This is a genomic window from Prevotella veroralis, from assembly GCF_018127765.1.
GTDB classification, from domain to species: Bacteria; Bacteroidota; Bacteroidia; order Bacteroidales; family Bacteroidaceae; genus Prevotella; species Prevotella veroralis.
Map to the genome: position 1 here is coordinate 506,182 of NZ_CP072331.1, position 17,623 is coordinate 523,804.

Below are 17,623 nucleotides of genomic sequence, written 5' to 3' on the forward strand. Positions count from 1 at the left end.
ATAATGAAACCTTTAATATTTTTCTTTTTGAAATACTTATTGGCTCCGCTTCTTGCAATGGTCATGGTGTTCGTTATGGGAGCACTAAAGTCTATTCGACAGCAGCTGAGCATGAAGAGGATTATTGTCTTTGCCCTTTTGGTAGGACTTTTCCTTGGACTTCCTTCTCTTTTCGGCTATTTGAAGAATGAATATGTATGGGGAGGACTTGTACTGACTGTTACTTCTTATCTCATTCTCGGATTTTTCTATCTATGGGCATTGCGCGTTGTCATTAGCAAGAAGAACGATGATATGTCTATTGAGCTTCTCATAACAGTACTCTCAGGCATTATCGGAATGTGGATTTACTATCTTGTATTCAACTGGATTAGCGGGGGATTGGAATATACTCCTTGGGCGATGACAGCTGTCTGCTGGTTTATGATTCCTTACTTTGTCTTCCGTAGCTTCAAGTATTTCCGAAACATACAACCTGCTATCTACGATTTGTGGAGAATCAATCATAGTGGATTTAATCGAAACTATTGGGATAATCTCGATACTTTCAAGGCATTAACTGTCAAAGTAAAACTTAAACGAAAGATTGGTGATTTCGACTATACGACCCTTTCTGTTCGCTTGGCTGAGGGTATTGCTTTGGGTGACTGGTTTGACTGGCTTGTTGAAGACCAAAATCGACGTTTCCCACAAGCTCAGATTGAGATTAATATGGAAGGTGCTGAAAGTGGTTGGATATTCTATACGAGTCGATGGTTCCGCTATCCTCTATTTATTCGGATGCTGGATCCACGTTGCACAGCCACAGAAAACAAAATAAAGAAAAATCAAGTTATCTATATAAAACGAGTAAAAAGCATAAACCAGATACAACATGAAGAAGATTGAGCATTTGCCTATAAACTGGGTTAACGGTCAGAAGATTAATAATACCCATTTCTTTGAGACCTATTACAATGTAGTTGAAATGCTAAGACAGAACCGTGAAGAGGAACTGACAAGCTATAACTATGGATTCGGTGAAAAGTCTGAAAAAGAAGAATGTTCTATTGATATGGATATTAAGGGTGAGTCTGCAGAGACTTTGTCAGTAGAACTTAGAGCATGTAATGCGGTGACTCGTAATGGTTACCATATTCTCTTTACAAAGGAATTGTATGGCGATTTCACACCAAAGTGTACGCTCAAAGATATTGAGATTGATCTCTCTACACGTCAGGTAGTTTGCATCCTCCTTACAGTTAATCCTTACAAGATGCTGCCGGTTGGTGTGCCAGATCCTGAGACGACTCCGCTCCATCATCCTTACATGTTGCCAGAGGTTACCTTGCAGCTCGTATTGGAGCAGAATCTTAATAAGGCTTTCCTTGAGGGTAATAGTATAGTAGCAGGAAAGGTTATCGTTGATGGTGGTTCCTTCTCGATAGATAGCGATTATATCCCAGCTATTCAGCGTATCAACTGTTCTGAGAGAGCTATGTATGCTTTAGAGAATATGACAGAAACACTTGAGCGTATTCACAACAATGCACTCAAGGTATATGCTAAGAATGTTTCTAACCCTCACCGCAGTATGCTTGCAGACAATACTTTCGCTCTTTGCGATGTGGTGAAGAATTTTTATAGCCAGCATTGCTTTGAATTGAAGAATATTGCAGCTGAGCAGCCTCCAATCTATACGGTACGCTTTGCAAATGCATTAGCTAATCTTCTACTCACTTCGCTCCGTTCTTTACCTGAGAAGGACTTTGAGACACTGTTGCAGTACTTTGATGAGTGGACAAATATTAAGCCGTCTGACTTCATGCACAAGACAAGCGATATTGCTCATCTGAATTATAACCACCTTGAGTTGAATACGCTCTTTATAAGTATTGCAGCATTCCTCAATGTAATTGATACGCTTTTCCATAAGTTGAGCGAACTCGAATACGTTGGACTCATTAAGGAGAATATTATTATTAGCGAAGATAACAATGGCAAGGCCTCTGAGAGTGAGCGCAAGTCATGGAAGGTGTGGGATTAACAGATACACTTGACAATGGTAGAAAAAAATAGAAAAGAACGCCGTCAGGCAAAGAATTCTTTTATTTTCATCTTTAGCTTCACGCTATTGCTTTTCGTACTCTTTGCTGTTTGCACATTGAAAACAGCTGAACAAGGAATCAATTTGGTAGACGAAAAGAAAGTGCGATACGATGAGGTATTCCGTAAACAGGCAAGCTATAATTTCCGTATGGATCAAATGTTCAAGGATATGAACAATCTTGTTACTGAGAAGCGTACGGATAATGAGCAGGCGCAATATCAGATGATAATTGCTCGTCACAGACAAGACATGCAGGATGAAATCTATCGTGATGATAATGACACCACCAACTATGTTCTCTATAAGACACTGTTTGATCAACTACAAGCTACGCAGGAAACCACTGCGACTTACTTTGATGAGAAACGTGACTTAGACTACATTATGGAACAGATTCAGAAAGCAACTGAAATTTTAAATAGAAAAAGAGAATAATAATTTATTATTATGACAAGAGACGAAAAAATATGGTCCAGTATTAAGTTTACGCTTTTGTTATGCTTTTCTGTGGCCTTACTTTATATCCTCCTTTGTAAGTATGTCACACCTATTCCAGAATCCATTACAGGTAATGCGGTGACCGAAATCAATGATGCCGAGGCTATTCTTGAAGATCAGAAAGAAATGAGTGAGAAACTGATTACGATGAAGAAGGATATTGACTCACTTAATTTCGAGATACAGCAGACACAGCGTATCAGCGAAATAAAAGATCGTATGACACAGCTGCAAGACAACTATCGCAAACATTCTTATGATCCGAAATATCTCTATTGTATGCGTGCATTCAAAACGATACAAGACTATTTCGACATAAAGCAGAAACTCTATTGGACGACCAAGAATACGGAAGACAGAAAAAAGATTCTCGAAGAAATGAAGACTAAGATTAGATAAGGTTTTTGTTGGCTTTGGCTGGTTTCTCGTCTACCTTTCTGCTGGAATAGTTGATAAACTCATTCATCCACAAGAAACGTATGCTCTCCATAATCCTATTGCTATGAAAATAGAGCATTGGTTTACGACCATCCAAGTAGTATGTGGCTGACAATTGACAAATTAAACCCCTTATGATATAGCAATTAAATAACAATAATTATGACTGAAAGACAAAAAATCATTCTGGCTATCGTTTCGGCACTGGCTGTAGTCGGATTATTGGTGGCTTTGCTTCTTCCTTCACGCAACGTCAACAAGAATCTTGACTTTTTCATTCAGGACCGTAATGCGAATAGTCAATTGGAAGTAAACGAGCCTTTGAAGTTTACCATTAATGACTCTGCGGCAGTTGTTGACAAGAGAGTATTATGGAAAATGGGTAATGGCGACAGTATCGTTGGTAAGCCTAACATTAGTTATGTTTACAAACAGGCTGGAAAGTACCTCATCACACTACAGGTTGATGGTAAGGTTATCAAAGAGAAGACTGTTGATATTGTGAAGATTACCAAGGACACTGTAGCAGTTGATTCTATTCCTAAGATTGTCGGACCAACGCAAGGTTATGCAGGTGAACGGCTCGTATTCTCAGCTGAAGGCGACGGTATGACAAGCTGGCTTTGGGAGTTCGGTGAGAGTGGAACTATTGATGCTTTCGAGCGTCAGGTGGTTTATAAATATGACGAGCCTGGTAAATATCTCGTCAAACTGAAGACTAACACCACTTTGTATCCTGTATCTCATGTTATAACTATCCTTCCAAAGGTTGAAGACATCATTGAAGATCCAGCTGATGAGGTCGATCAGCCCCAACCTGAGCCTATTGATACATTAGCTATGGTGCAGAATGGTATTAAGAAGCATCTACAAGCTATTGCCAATGCGGGTGCAAGAGATAAGGAAGCGTTCTATGCACATCGTAATTTCATTATCAATAACTATCTCGGCGGTAATGGTAATCAGGTCGTTGTACACATCAATGGCGAGCGTTATAATGTGTTCCCAGACTATTGTCAAGGATTACACTTCCTCGAGAGTAATCGTTACGGACGTGTGACTATTGACGATGTGAAGGTAGATGATTTCCATCATATTACAAAGATTGAAGTAACTCAAAGAAATACAGGAAAATAAAATTAGGAAATATGAAAGCGTTCCATATTATAGCAGGTCTTGCATTTTTCTTTTTGGGTGCTCAGAGTAGTCTGGCACAGGTGGGAAGATATGATAAGACACATGCTGTCGGTAAAAAGAGTTTTAATTACCTGACAGAAGATACACGAAAGCAAAAGACACACAACAATAAGGATGTGCATATCGTCTTCTCTGATCGTGACCATAACAAGGCATACGCTGGACCGTATGCACAGCGCATCCTGAGTGAACAGAAGCTTGGTGCTCCATTCTATGTTATTGGTGAGAAAAACGGATTCTATAAGGTTGTTGCTGCTGACCAGAGCTTGCTTGGACAGCCTAAGGGTATGTTTGCACCACTTTTCAGTTCAAGAACTCATTTTAAAGATGCTAAGAATTCACCATTCGTAGGATGGATTGATAAGAATAGTGTGCTGGAGTATAATCACGCCTTTGTGTCTAAAGATAACAACTTCCCAGTACGTTATCGAATCGGTGCATCCACAGTGTCACGATTGACAAATATAAAGAGATTCTTTACTCTTGACTCTCTGAACCTCTATGGCGATCCTTTCTTCCTCGATAAGAGCAAGGGAAAGCTTGTAGCTGGTCAGATTGTGTATGCTTATAAGTACGATGTAAGTAAACAGGCTATACTTGTTTCTGATTGTCCTTTACTCTCAGACTCTACTCGTACAGCACTCGGATGGATTCCTGCTGATCTCACGGCAATGGTAGGACAGAATCGCGTCTATCTGCTTGATGCTAATTACCCAGAGTTTGCTGGTTTCCCATTGGGTTCTAAACTTCTTTTTACTGCTGATGGGAATTGGATAAACACTTCGACAGACCAGAAAGTGGCTATAAATCTTCCATTGTCTGTATGGGACAGAAAGAAGACTTTAATGCTCAATGTAAAAGGTGGAGATGTTGCTGTGACAGAGCTCGATCAACTCATCGAGAATAGCAAGAATATAAATGTCCACCTTGTGTTCTTTGATAAGGATCGTCTACTTGTGCGTAACCTTGTTAATGCTTTCCTGGGCATAAACGAAAAGGTATCAAAGGATTCGCAGGCGAAATTCTCGGTGACATCTGTTTCTCAGAAGGGAAATAGACATCTCTCACCAACAACCGACTTTGGTAAGTGGATTGATTATCTTACAAAGATGACTTCACCAAACACAATTAGGGCAAATGGTGGCTATGGCTTCCACGATGCAATGAATACAATCTTTAGAGAGACACCTTATTCCAAGTTTGAAAATAATGTATTCATTATATTAGGTACTGATGAGTTTCCAACTTTCACCTCTGATATCAACTCAGAGATTTATTCACGCTCAGCTACTCTCCTTCTTGCTCAAATCCTTTCTAAGGATGGTATGCCTTATCAAGACTTTATCTTTCAGTCTAAGCAGTTACTTGACAATAATATCTTGGAGTATATGAGTTTCTCAGGAGACTACATCTGCGAACCAAAATGGACAAAGAATGGTTCATTCAAAGATATAAGTACCGATAACGAGAATATTTATTTACTCGATGCACCAAAGAACAGTGTTATTGCAGGTGGTTTTGTCTATCCTAAACTTTATTCTGAACTCTCAAGTTCAGGTCTTTCAAATGTGCTTGACTCACTGTTTATGCAGCTCAATGCACGTAACAACGAACTTGTAAATGTGACACGTAATGCAGAGAATAAATATGGCGTTCTACGTGCTATTCCTACACAAGAGGTGGTGAATCTATGTGACAGTGCAGCTATATCTGTAACTGACATTGAAAGGAACAACATCAACGACCTTCTCTTTAAGAAGATGTGGTTTACACCACAGCAACTTTCAACTTATGATGAGGGATATCTTTTTGATAAGGCTGAGATGCAGAATCTTCTTGATGGCTATCGTGATTTGATGCCTTATATCAATGCAGACTCTCTTGGCAACCAAGAACTTGCAGTATTGAGAAATAACTTTAAGCGTCAGAGCAAGCTGGTAAACATGCTTTCTTATCGCAAGGCTCTCAGTACCAAGTCTGCAATTTCAAAGGTTTATTATCATCGCGTTTCAGTTCCAAGTTCAGATGCATTGAACTATATTATACGTGTAAAGGATATTCGCCGTAAGAAGTGTAATGAAAGTGAATGGGATCAGGCTTATAAAGAGATGTTTAAGAAGCTTGTTAATCTTGAGACACGCTTCAAGTCTGGACGCTTGAATACCATTTCTATTGCTGGTAAAAATTATTACTTTATTCCTTTAAAGGAACTTCCATAAACCACTTTGAACAAAAGTAATAGAATATAATGATATGGATAAATACATCACAGACATACTTCAGGTGTATTTATCCATATTCTATTTTCTTATACTGCTGCCTGACAAATATTTTCTGGTAGTTTATCATTAACGCCTTACTAAGTTTTAGAAGCCTTAAAAGAGAATCTCTTTCGGTGTCCATTTCTTTTAATCTTTCCATACTGATTATGCTATCATATTGAATGTGTGTTGTTTTATGTGCTTGCATAACAACAACGTTCATATGCTTTATTGTTTCAGTACACTGAACAAACATAATTAACGTGAGTTCGGTTTAAGGAAGTTCTTCTAAAAGTCGGTAATCTCAATTGTGTCTCACATAAAGACAAACCGCAGTTGGCTGAGGAACTCAATGAGGTCTTTGCTTTAGAAAAAACAAAGAGGTGGAATCTTTGTTGGGATATGAACAATTTATTACTTTTGTAGCCAAATGGGAAAAGAAATATCCAATATTGAAAAAGTATAAAGCCGAACGCAACATCGCTTACTTTATATATGGACTTCCCTGTGCAAGTGCAAAGGTGCATATATACGACCAATTGGATTGAAAGACTCAATAGAAAATATATGTCTATCCATTACCATGTCTTTCCGTCTTCTACAAACAACCTATTCCCTTATCAATCGCTATTTATAAACTATTTTCATGTAACTCAAAACTAATATATGCTCTTTTGGCTTCTAAAAGAAGCCTAATTGGCTTGCAAAAGATGCCCTTTTGGGTGTTACTAACGCCCTTTTGAAGTCCAATTAAGCACCTTTTCTTGCACAACTTTATAACTAATTGATTTACTGTTGGTTGCAAACTTGCTTTTTACACGCATTTTTGCCTTTATTTATAGATGTTTTATCCAAAATTATGTAATGATTTTTCAAACTCTTATCTACATTGATCGTAATGCTATAATATATTTCATTGCCTTATCATTCATTGTCTTCCGTATTATCCATGGCTGGTTTATATGGAAATTCTACACCTATACTTTTTAATCGCGCAACTAATTTCTTAAAGTCTGGAGCATCATAATCGCCGTTACCATAATTTATAAAGACTTGTACCCAATATGCAACATTTACTTCTCCCTCAAATACCCCGACTCCTCCTGTCTTCATCGGGTCAGCACCTTTGTCCCATAACCATAGTACAAAAGCCCATTGTCTTGCAAGGGCTTGGTCTATTATTACAGTTTCTTTCGTGCTATCAAACTGATTAATATCTGCGCCATGTTCTAATAAGTATTCTATTTTTTGCTTATCTTTATATAATGCAGCTGCAAATAAAGGAAGCTGTGCTCGCGTGTCATTGGGATTAGCCCCATGTTCGAGCAATAATTTCATATAGTTCATTCCGTATTTATCGTAACATGTTCTTTCAAGAGGGAGCATGCAAACGGTTTCTTCTGGTGTGTCATCCCAGAATACTGATACAAAATTGGGGTCTGCCCCATTTTCTAAAAGAAACTTTGTCATGTCATAGTTATGTTCCCATATGGCATAAAGCAGATAGGACATGCCATGTTTCCCCATAGAGTTTACATTCCATCCTTTGTGTATCATATCAAGGATTTTATCCTTGTTACAATCATGAATGGCTTGAATAATGGGATATTCTTTCTCACTGAAAAAACGCTTGTAAGGTGCTTCATTGTTAAACATACTGCATGAGGTTAAGATGAGTGATGATAATAATACTATAATATATTTCATTGCCTTATCATTCATTGTCTTTCCTATTAATCATAGCTGGTTTATATGGGAACTCTACACCTATACTTTTTAGTCGCGCAACAAGCTTTTTAAAGTCTGGATTATCGTAATCTCCGTTACCATAGTTTATAAAAACTTGTACCCAATATGCTACATTTATTTGTCCTTCAAAAACGCCGACTCCTCCTGTCTTCATCGGGTCAGCACCTTTGTCCCATAACCATAGTACGAAAGCCCATTGTCTTGCAAGGGCTTGATCTATTATAACAGTCTCTTTTGAACTGTTAAATTGGTTAATATCTGCTCCATGTTCTAATAAGTATTCTATTTTTTGCTTATCTTCATATAACGCTGCTGAAAATATAGGAAGTTGCGCTTGCGTATCATTGGGGTTAGCCCCATATTTGATTAACAGCTTAACAAAGTTAATGTTATAATCTTTATAGCAGACTGTTTCGAGGGGGAGGATACGTACCGTTTCTTCTGGTTTTACTTCCCAGAATACTGATACAAAATTGGGGTCTGCTCCATTTTCTAAAAGAAACTTTGTCATGTCATAGTTATGTTCCCATATCGCATAAAGTAAATAAGACATTCCATGTTTGCCCATAGAATTTACGTTCCATCCTTGGTGTATCATATCAAGGATTTTACCCTTGTCGCAATCATGAATGGCTTGAATAATGGGATATTCTTTCTCACTAAAAAAACGCTTGTAAGGTGCTTCACTGTTAAACATACTGCATGAGGTTAAAATGAGTGATGATAGTAATACTATAATATATTTCATTGCCTTATCATTCATTGTCTTCCGTATTATCCATGGCTGGTTTATATGGGAACTCTACACCTATACTTTTTAGTCGCTCAACAAGCTTTTTAAAGTCAGGATTATCGTAATCTCCATTTCCATAGTTTATAAAATCTTGTACCCAATACGCAACATTCTCCTTACCTCCAGTATTTCTTCCAATACCTCCCGTTTTCATCGGGTCTGCACCTTTGTCCCATAGCCATAATACGAAAGCCCATTGAGCGGTTATCGCCTGATCTATTATTACAGTTTCTTTCGTGCTATCGAACTGATTAATATCTGCACCATGCTCTAATAGGTATTCTATTTTTTGCTTATCTTCATATAATGCAGCCGCAAATAAAGGAAGCTGTGCTCGCGTGTCATTGGGATTAGCCCCATGTTCGAGTAATAATTTCATGTAGTTTATGCCATAATCATTATAGCATGAAATTTCTAAAGGAAGACGAGGTTCTATCACATTGGGTGTACTTGTCAGTGGAGAAACCATGTTAGGGTCTGCCCCATTTTCTAAAAGAAACTTTGTCATGTCATAGTTATGTTCCCATACGGAATAAAGCAGATAGGACATACCATATTTCCCCGTAGAATTTACGTTCCATCCTTTGTGCATCATATCAAGGATTTTACCCTTGTCGCAATCATGAATGGCTTGAATAATGGGATATTCTTTCTCACTGAAAAAGCGCTTGTAAGGTGCTTCATTGTTAAACATACTGCATGAAGTTAAAATGAGTGATGATAGTAATACTATAATATATTTCATTGCCTTATCATTCATTGTCTTCCGTATTATCCATGGCTGGTTTATATGGAAATTCTACACCTATACTTTTTAATCGCGCAACAACTTTTTTAAAGTCTGGATTATCGTAATCTCCATTTCCATAGTTTATAAAATCTTGTACCCAATACGCAACATTCTCCTTACCTCCAGTATTTCTTCCAACACCTCCAGTCTTCATGGGGTCTGCACCTTTGTCCCATAACCACAGTACGAAGTTCCATTGTCTTGCAAGGGCTTGATCTATTATAACAGTCTCTTTCGAACTATTAAATTGGTTGATATCTGCTCCATGTTCTAATAAGTATTCTATTTTTTGCTTATCTTCATACAACGCTGCTGAAAATATAGGAAGTTGCGCTTGCGTATCATTGGGGTTAGCCCTATATTTGATTAACAGCTTAACAAAGTTAATGTTATAATCTTTATAGCAGACTGTTTCAAGAGGGAGGATACGAACCGTTTCTTCTGGTTTCACTTCCCAGAATACTGATACAAAATTAGGGTCTGCTCCATTTTCTAAAAGAAACTTTGTCATGTCATAGTTATGTTCCCATACGGCATAAAGCAGATAGGACATGCCATGTTTACCCATAGAGTTTACGTTCCATCCTTTGTGCATCATATCAAGGATTTTATCTTTGTTACAATCGTGAATGGCTTGAATAATGGGATATTCTTTCTCACTGAAAAAGCGCTTGTAAGGTGCTTCATTGTTAAACATACTGCATGAGGTTAAAATAAGTGATGATAATAATACTATAAAACATTTCATTGCCTTATCATTCATTCTCTTTAGTTTTATTTATAGCTGGTTTATATGGGAACTCTACACCTATACTTTTTAGTCGCGCAACAAGCTTTTTAAAGTCTGGATTATTGTAATCTCCTATACCGCTATCTATAAAATCTTGCACCCAAAAGGCAACATTTACTTCTCCCTCGAAAACGCCGACTCCTCCTGTCTTCATCGGGTCAGCACCTTTGTCCCATAGCCATAGTACGAAAGCCCATTGGGCAGTGACCGCCTGATTTGTTATTACGGTTTCCTTGACACTGTCAAACTGATTTATATCTGCACCATGCTCTAATAGGTATTCTATTTTTTGTTTATCTTTATATAATGCAGCCGCAAATAAAGGAAGCTGCGCTCGCGTGTCATTAGGATTAGCCCCATGTTCGAGCAATAATTTCATATAATTCATGCCATAATCATCATAACATGAAATTTCTAAAGGAAGACGAGGCTCTATCACATCGGGTGTACTTGTCAGTGGAGAAACCATGTTAGGGTCTGCTCCATTTTCTAAAAGAAACTTTGTCATGTCATAGTTATGTTCCCATACGGCATAAAGCAGATAGGACATGCCATGTTTTCCCATAGAGTTTACGTTCCATCCTTTGTGCATCATATCAAGGATTTTATCCTTGTCGCAATCGTGAATGGCTTGAATAATGGGATATTCTTTCTCACTGAAAAAACGCTTGTAAGGTACTTCACTGTTAAACATACTGCATGAGGTTAAAATGAGTGATGATAGTAATGCTATAATATATTTCATTGCCTTATCATTCATTCTCTTTAGTTTTATTCATAGCTGGTTTATATGGGAACTCTACGCCTATACTTTTTAGTCGCTCAACAAGCTTTTTAAAGTCTGGATTATCGTAATCTCCTATACCGCTATCTATAAAATCTTGCACCCAAAAGGCAACATTTACTTCTCCCTCGAAAACGCCGACTCCTCCTGTCTTCATGGGGTCTGCACCTTTGTCCCATAGCCATAGTACGAAAGCCCATTGGCTTGCAAGTGCTTGATCTATTATTACAGTTTCTTTCGAACGGTTAAATTGGTTAATATCTGCTCCATGTTCTAATAAGTATTCTATTTTTTGTTTATCTTTATATAACGCTGCCGAAAATATAGGAAGTTGCGCTTGCGTATCATTGGGGTTAGCCCCATATTTGATTAATAGCTTAACAAAGTTAATGTTATAATCTTTATAGCAGACTGTTTCGAGGGGGAGGATACGTACCGTTTCTTCTGGTTTTACTTCCCAGAATACTGATACAAAATTGGGGTCTGCTCCATTCTCTAAAAGAAACTTTGTCATGTCATAATTATGTTCCCATATGGCATAAAGCAGATAGGACATGCCATGTTTTCCCATAGAGTTTACGTTCCACCCTTTGTGCATCATATCAAGGATTTTATCCTTGTCGCAATCATGGATGGCTTTAATAATAGGGTATTCTTTCTCACTGAAAAAACGCTTGTAAGGTGCTTCACTGTTAAACATACTACATGAAGTTAAAATGAGTGATGATAGTAATGCTATAATATATTTCATTGCCTTATCATTCATTATCTTCCGTATTATCCATGGCTGGTTTATATGGGAACTCTACACCTATACTTTTTAGTCGCTCAACAAGCTTTTTAAAGTCAGGATTATCGTAATCTCCATTTCCATAGTTTATAAAATCTTGTACCCAATACGCAACATTCTCCTTACCTCCAGTATTTCTTCCAATACCTCCCGTTTTCATCGGGTCAGCACCTTTGTCCCATAGCCATAGTACGAAAGCCCATTGGGCGGTTATCGCCTGATCTATTATTACAGTTTCTTTCGAACGGTTAAATTGGTTAATATCTGCGCCATGCTCTAATAAGTATTCTATTTTTTGTTTATCTTTATATAACGCTGCCGCAAATAAAGGAAGCTGCGCTCGCGTATCATTTGGATTAGCCCCATGTTCGAGCAATAATTTCATATAATTCATTCCGTATTTATCGTAACATGTTCTTTCAAGAGGAAGCATACAAACAGTTTCTTCTGGTGTCTCATCCCAGAATACTGACACAAAATTAGGGTCTGCTCCATTTTCTAAAAGAAACTTTGTCATGTCATAGTTATGTTCCCATATGGCATAAAGCAGATAGGACATGCCATGTTTACCCGTAGAATTTACGTTCCATCCTCTGTGCATCATATCAAGGATTTTATCCTTGTCGCAATCATGGATGGCTTGAATAATAGGATATTCTTTCTCACTGAAAAAACGCTTGTAAGGTGCTTCATTGTTAAACATACTGCATGAGGTTAAAATGAGTGATGATAATAATACTATAATATATTTCATTGCCTTATCATTCATTGTCTTCCGTATTATCCATGGCTGGTTTATATGGAAATTCAACACCTATACTTTTTAATCGGGCAACAACTTTTTTAAAGTCTGGATTATCGTAATCTCCATTTCCATAGTTTATAAAATCTTGTACCCAATACGCAACATTCTCCTTACCTCCAGTATTTCTTCCAATACCTCCCGTTTTCATCGGGTCAGCACCTTTGTCCCATAGCCATAGTACGAAAGCCCATTGGGCGGTTATCGCCTGATCTATTATTACAGTTTCTTTCGAACGGTTAAATTGGTTAATATCTGCGCCATGTTCTAATAAGTATTCTATTTTTTGCTTATCTTTATATAATGCAGCCGCAAATAAAGGAAGTTGCGCTCGCGTGTCATTAGGATTAGCCCCATGTTCGAGCAATAATTTCATATAATTCATGCCATAATCATCATAACATGAAATTTCTAAAGGAAGACGAGGCTCTATCACATCGGGTGTACTTGTCAGTGGAGAAACCATATTGGGGTCTGCTCCATTTTCCAAAAGGAATTTAGTCATATCATAATTATGTTCCCATACGGCATAAAGCAGATAGGACATACCATATTTTCCCGTAGAATTTACGTTCCATCCTTTTTGCATCATATCAAGGATTTTATCCTTGTCGCAATCATGGATGGCTTTAATAATAGGGTATTCTTTCTCACTGAAAAAGCGCTTGTAAGGTGCTTCATTGTTAAACATACTGCATGAAGTTAAAATGAGTGATGATAATAATGCTATAATATATTTCATTGCCTTATCATTCATTCTCTTTAGTTTTATTCATAGCCGGTTTATATGGGAATACTACGCCTATACTTTTTAGTCGCGCAACAAGCTTTTTAAAGTCTGGATTATCGTAATCTCCTATACCGCTATCTATAAAATCTTGCACCCAAAAGGCAACATTTACTTCTCCCTCGAAAACCCCAACTCCTCCTGTCTTCATCGGGTCAGCACCTTTGTCCCATAACCATAGTACGAAAGCCCATTGGGCAGTGACCACCTGATTTGTTATTACGGTTTCCTTGACACTGTCAAACTGATTTATGTCTGCTCCATGCTCTAATAAGTATTCTATCTTTTGCTTATCTTCATATAATGCAGCCGCAAATAAAGGAAGCTGCGCTCGCGTGTCATTTGGATTAGCCCCATGTTCGAGTAATAATTTCATATAATTCATTCCGTATTTATCGTAGCACGTTCTTTCAAGAGGAAGCATGCAAACGGTTTCTTCTGGTGTCTCATCCCAGAATACTGACACAAAATTAGGGTCTGCCCCATTTTCTAAAAGAAACTTTGTCATGTCATAGTTATGTTCCCATACGGCATAAAGCAGATAGGACATACCATATTTCCCCGTAGAATTTACGTTCCATCCTTGGTGTATCATATCAAGGATTTTATCCTTGTTACAATCGTGAATGGCTTGAATAATAGGATATTCTTTCTCACTGAAAAAGCGCTTGTAAGGTGCTTCATTGTTAAACATACTGCATGAGGTTAAAATGAGTGATGATAATAATACTATAATATATTTCATTGCCTTATCATTCATTGTCTTTCCTATTAATCATAGCCGGTTTATATGGGAACTCTACGCCTATACTTTTTAGTCGCGCAACAAGCTTTTTAAAGTCTGGATTATCGTAATCTCCGTTACCATAGTTTATAAAAACTTGTACCCAATATGCTACATTTATTTGTCCTTCAAAAACGCCGACTCCTCCTGTCTTCATCGGGTCAGCACCTTTGTCCCATAACCACAGTACGAAGCCCCATTGTCTTGCAAGTGCTTGGTCTATTATTACAGTTTCCTTTACACTATCAAACTGATTAATATCTGCTCCATGCTCCAATAAGTATTCTATCTTTTGCTTATCTTCATATAATGCAGCCGCAAATAAAGGAAGCTGTGCTCGCGTGTCATTTGGATTAGCTCCATGTTCGAGCAATAATTTCATATAATTCATTCCGTATTTATCGTAGCATGTTCTTTCAAGAGGGAGCATGCAAACGGTTTCTTCTGGTGTCTCATCCCAAAATACTGATAAAAAATTGGGGTCTGCCCCATTTTCTAAAAGAAACTTTGTCATGTCATAGTTATGTTCCCATATGGCATAAAGCAGATAGGACATGCCATTTTCCCCCGTAGAATTTACGTTCCATCCTTTGTGCATCATATCAAGGATTTTATCCTTGTCGCAATCATGGATGGCTTGAATAATGGGATATTCTTTCTCACTGAAAAAACGCTTGTAAGGTGCTTCATTGTTAAACATACTGCATGAGGTTAAAATAAGTGATGATAATAATGCTATAATTTTTTTCATTGTTGTGGATTTTTTCTTTAAAGAATGTTGGCAATAATTGGTCTCCCTAACTCTGCTTCCTCAGCTTGTATTGCTTTAAGGAGTAAAGGTAGGTCGTGTCCTTTAGCAAAATCAAAGTTGTCCAGAGTGTGTAACATAATTCTTTCGCCTGCAGCCTTTGGCATTAGGGATAGGTTGTTACTTGCCATGTTTAAGAAATCTTTATTTGAATAATAGGTATGAACCTTTGAAGTATCAGGATTCTGTACGCCATACTTTTTATAAGTATTCGGATGAACGCCTGCAGGGCAGAAAGCGTAGGTCTTACTACCAGTTGCAGCACCTGCAGCTGTTGCTAAACCGCCACCAAGGGAATGACCAGCAATAGTCATTTGCTTACCTTGTTTTTCAGAGCCTTGTTTAACCTTTTCTGCTAATTTTATAGACTTTTTATATTGTTCACTTCCCATACCTAATCCCTGCCTCATGTTATCGTCAGTCCATTCTTTACTCCAGTCATGTACCAAATCATTTTCAGGATGGTCAGGGTCACTGTAGGTGCCACGATAAACAAGTACATAATCTCCATTCTTGTCTTTATAGATATCTGCTTTGAATCCTGTGGAGGGATCTTTTAGGTCAGAACCTTTTATATCTAACTTACGCATGTCCTCATCATTCAGTGGCTTATACCCATCAAGTTTTTCACTCTTAAGCATAGCTTGTTGCTCAAGGCTTAGCCCATCCATAGCCTTGTCCATGTCATAATCATCCTTATCTTTCTTTTTTGTCGTTCGATTATAAGCAAAGTAACTTAAGGCTAACATTTTAGCGGCTTCGGAAAAGTCGGGTTTTATGATAGTTATAAGTCCTCCTTGTATGCAATTCAGCATAGCTCCTTCAAGTAGGGCTTTTTGCCCACAGATTTTTACAGATGGATGCACTCTTGTCCAAGTAGACATCTTTGTATATGCGGCACAGATATTTGGCATTATCACATTTTGAACCATCTTTGATACTTTTCCATGCAGGAAAGAGTACATTCCCACTGCACCAAGCACGGCACCGGCAGTACTCCCTACTTGGGCACCTTGAACTGTTGCACTAACTATAGTGCCAACTTTTTTAAAGAAGCCCATATCCTTGGATGCATCTTTCCCCGCTCGCCAACCTCTCAGTCCACCGACTACTAATCCTGCTAAAGCTCCACCTATTGCGGCACGCAGACATAGAACAGAGGTAAAGAGAGTCATATTCATCAATACCGTTGCAAGCACACTGATATAAGCTGGCGTCTTATAGCATCTATAACATTCGCCCATTCTGTCATTCTCCGTAGCGATTAGTTTCCCATTACTACGTTTGACACTATTTTGACTTGTTACTTTAATCAAAGCCTGATGTGCACCAAGTGTGCATACTGTGATGTCTTTGTCTTGTATATATTGTAAACTCATGATACTGATCCTTCTATTTTAAACTCTATCTGAGTAATATACGAGTAACCTTCACTGGCCTGCTCATGCACTATTGTTTGTGCTGAATCGAAGAAATCCAGTTGTTTGTCTGTACACAGATATTTAGTCTCTATATGATATTGGTAATCAAATACTGCATGGTCTGTCAAGGGGAGAATTTCTCTCTTGTATTGCTCTTCGATAGTGTCTATATCTTTTATAACTCCTTCTCCTTGTTGTGTCAGTTCCAGAACACCATTGGGTAAGGTTTCTTTACGGGTTCTCTCTACTTTTGCACTTACTTTATGATTGCTGAAAAGAGAAGAGGCTGGGCTAATGGTAAATGATTTTCCTCCACCAAACCATGACCATAATGTATAATAAAGTAAAGAGTCTTTCATTTCGTTCTCGAAAGAAGCATAGCCTTCTTTCGATAAAGCCAAGAAATTCTTTATAGAATCGTCAGAACCAAATGTCTTTTCTACTTCATCCTTACTTTTTTCCCATTCTTCTTCTATTTCTTCTTTATTGCAGATTATAATCTTATCATCATTGTCGAAGTCGAACATAACCTTATAAGCAGGTTTGTTTATAATGGTGAGTAGTTTAAATATTTCTGCATTCTCTTCTTGCTTCGGTGCGTCCAAAACCTCTATGAGTATATGTCGTTCAATAGGGAACGATACAGCCCACTTCTGGGTAACAGAATTTTCTACAATAATGCTACCATTCATTAGAAGTTTGGTTGTCTGCGTGATATGATATTTTTTCTGCATAATATATTAACGTGAGTTCGACGAATTATAAATGTCTATAAATTTGGTGATTAGCGAAATTTGTTGTAACTTTAAGGAGCTAAAATACAAACAGTTACAAACAAAAAT

Annotated in this window: 19 protein-coding genes; 7 read left to right on the forward strand and 12 right to left on the reverse strand. The window is 37.7% G+C overall.

Features of this window, described 5'->3' with window-relative positions; translation table 11 throughout:
* Window positions 1–3 precede the first annotated feature (3 nt).
* From J5A55_RS10115 to J5A55_RS12515, 7 genes are all read left to right on the forward strand, one after another.
* Entirely contained in the window at window positions 4–888 is an 885-nt protein-coding gene (locus tag J5A55_RS10115; protein ID WP_004384131.1) for a TssN family type VI secretion system protein, read from the forward strand.
* Window positions 875–2,026 carry a hypothetical protein gene (locus J5A55_RS10120; protein WP_004384130.1) on the forward strand — a complete coding sequence of 384 codons (1,152 nt, stop codon included), beginning with the start codon at window positions 875–877 and terminating at the stop codon, window positions 2,024–2,026. Before J5A55_RS10115 ends, J5A55_RS10120 begins: the two co-directional genes overlap by 14 nt.
* Before the next feature lie 15 nt (window positions 2,027–2,041).
* Window positions 2,042–2,524 carry a type VI secretion system TssO gene (locus tag J5A55_RS10125; RefSeq protein WP_004384129.1) on the forward strand — a complete coding sequence of 161 codons (483 nt, stop codon included), beginning with the start codon at window positions 2,042–2,044 and terminating at the stop codon, window positions 2,522–2,524.
* Window positions 2,525–2,536: 12 nt separating this feature from the next.
* Complete coding sequence (gene tssO, locus J5A55_RS10130) at window positions 2,537–2,986, forward strand: type VI secretion system TssO (protein ID WP_004384128.1); 450 nt, start codon at window positions 2,537–2,539, stop codon at window positions 2,984–2,986.
* Between the two features lie 201 nt (window positions 2,987–3,187).
* On the forward strand, window positions 3,188–4,162 hold the full coding sequence (locus tag J5A55_RS10135; RefSeq protein WP_004384126.1) for a PKD domain-containing protein: 975 nt from the start codon (window positions 3,188–3,190) through the stop codon (window positions 4,160–4,162).
* Between the two features lie 11 nt (window positions 4,163–4,173).
* Window positions 4,174–6,441, forward strand: coding sequence for a type VI secretion system protein TssR domain-containing protein (tssR, locus tag J5A55_RS10140; RefSeq protein WP_004384125.1), 2,268 nt, complete (start codon window positions 4,174–4,176; stop codon window positions 6,439–6,441).
* 504 nt (window positions 6,442–6,945) lie between these two features.
* Window positions 6,946–7,146, forward strand: coding sequence for a transposase (locus tag J5A55_RS12515; protein WP_428842332.1), 201 nt, complete (start codon window positions 6,946–6,948; stop codon window positions 7,144–7,146).
* A 261-nt stretch (window positions 7,147–7,407) separates the two neighbouring features.
* Here the strand turns inward: J5A55_RS12515 and J5A55_RS10150 are convergent, their stop codons facing one another.
* From J5A55_RS10150 to J5A55_RS10205, 12 genes are all read right to left on the reverse strand, one after another.
* Entirely contained in the window at window positions 7,408–8,205 is a 798-nt protein-coding gene (locus J5A55_RS10150) for an ankyrin repeat domain-containing protein (protein ID WP_004384122.1), read from the reverse strand.
* Window positions 8,198–8,995 carry an ankyrin repeat domain-containing protein gene (locus tag J5A55_RS10155; RefSeq protein ID WP_004384121.1) on the reverse strand — a complete coding sequence of 266 codons (798 nt, stop codon included), beginning with the start codon at window positions 8,993–8,995 and terminating at the stop codon, window positions 8,198–8,200. Before J5A55_RS10155 ends, J5A55_RS10150 begins: the two co-directional genes overlap by 8 nt.
* Window positions 8,988–9,785, reverse strand: a complete 798-nt coding sequence (locus tag J5A55_RS10160; RefSeq protein WP_004384120.1) for an ankyrin repeat domain-containing protein — start codon at window positions 9,783–9,785, stop codon at window positions 8,988–8,990. The genes J5A55_RS10155 and J5A55_RS10160 overlap by 8 nt, the downstream gene beginning before the upstream one ends.
* Complete coding sequence (locus tag J5A55_RS10165) at window positions 9,778–10,578, reverse strand: ankyrin repeat domain-containing protein (protein WP_004384119.1); 801 nt, start codon at window positions 10,576–10,578, stop codon at window positions 9,778–9,780. The genes J5A55_RS10160 and J5A55_RS10165 overlap by 8 nt, the downstream gene beginning before the upstream one ends.
* Window positions 10,571–11,365 (reverse strand): ankyrin repeat domain-containing protein, encoded by a 795-nt coding sequence (locus J5A55_RS10170; RefSeq protein ID WP_004384118.1) that lies wholly within the window; start codon window positions 11,363–11,365, stop codon window positions 10,571–10,573. The genes J5A55_RS10165 and J5A55_RS10170 overlap by 8 nt, the downstream gene beginning before the upstream one ends.
* Window positions 11,358–12,155, reverse strand: a complete 798-nt coding sequence (locus J5A55_RS10175) for an ankyrin repeat domain-containing protein (RefSeq protein ID WP_004384117.1) — start codon at window positions 12,153–12,155, stop codon at window positions 11,358–11,360. Before J5A55_RS10175 ends, J5A55_RS10170 begins: the two co-directional genes overlap by 8 nt.
* Window positions 12,148–12,948 carry an ankyrin repeat domain-containing protein gene (locus J5A55_RS10180; RefSeq protein WP_004384116.1) on the reverse strand — a complete coding sequence of 267 codons (801 nt, stop codon included), beginning with the start codon at window positions 12,946–12,948 and terminating at the stop codon, window positions 12,148–12,150. Before J5A55_RS10180 ends, J5A55_RS10175 begins: the two co-directional genes overlap by 8 nt.
* Window positions 12,941–13,738 carry an ankyrin repeat domain-containing protein gene (locus J5A55_RS10185; RefSeq protein ID WP_004384115.1) on the reverse strand — a complete coding sequence of 266 codons (798 nt, stop codon included), beginning with the start codon at window positions 13,736–13,738 and terminating at the stop codon, window positions 12,941–12,943. Before J5A55_RS10185 ends, J5A55_RS10180 begins: the two co-directional genes overlap by 8 nt.
* Window positions 13,731–14,528: an ankyrin repeat domain-containing protein gene (locus J5A55_RS10190; RefSeq protein ID WP_004384114.1), complete on the reverse strand. Its 798-nt coding sequence runs from the start codon at window positions 14,526–14,528 to the stop codon at window positions 13,731–13,733. The genes J5A55_RS10185 and J5A55_RS10190 overlap by 8 nt, the downstream gene beginning before the upstream one ends.
* On the reverse strand, window positions 14,521–15,252 hold the full coding sequence (locus J5A55_RS10195) for an ankyrin repeat domain-containing protein (RefSeq protein ID WP_004384113.1): 732 nt from the start codon (window positions 15,250–15,252) through the stop codon (window positions 14,521–14,523). Before J5A55_RS10195 ends, J5A55_RS10190 begins: the two co-directional genes overlap by 8 nt.
* Before the next feature lie 68 nt (window positions 15,253–15,320).
* Window positions 15,321–16,739 (reverse strand): Tle-like phospholipase domain-containing protein, encoded by a 1,419-nt coding sequence (locus J5A55_RS10200; RefSeq protein WP_004384112.1) that lies wholly within the window; start codon window positions 16,737–16,739, stop codon window positions 15,321–15,323.
* Entirely contained in the window at window positions 16,736–17,515 is a 780-nt protein-coding gene (locus J5A55_RS10205; RefSeq protein ID WP_004384111.1) for a hypothetical protein, read from the reverse strand. The genes J5A55_RS10200 and J5A55_RS10205 overlap by 4 nt, the downstream gene beginning before the upstream one ends.
* Window positions 17,516–17,623 lie beyond the last annotated feature (108 nt).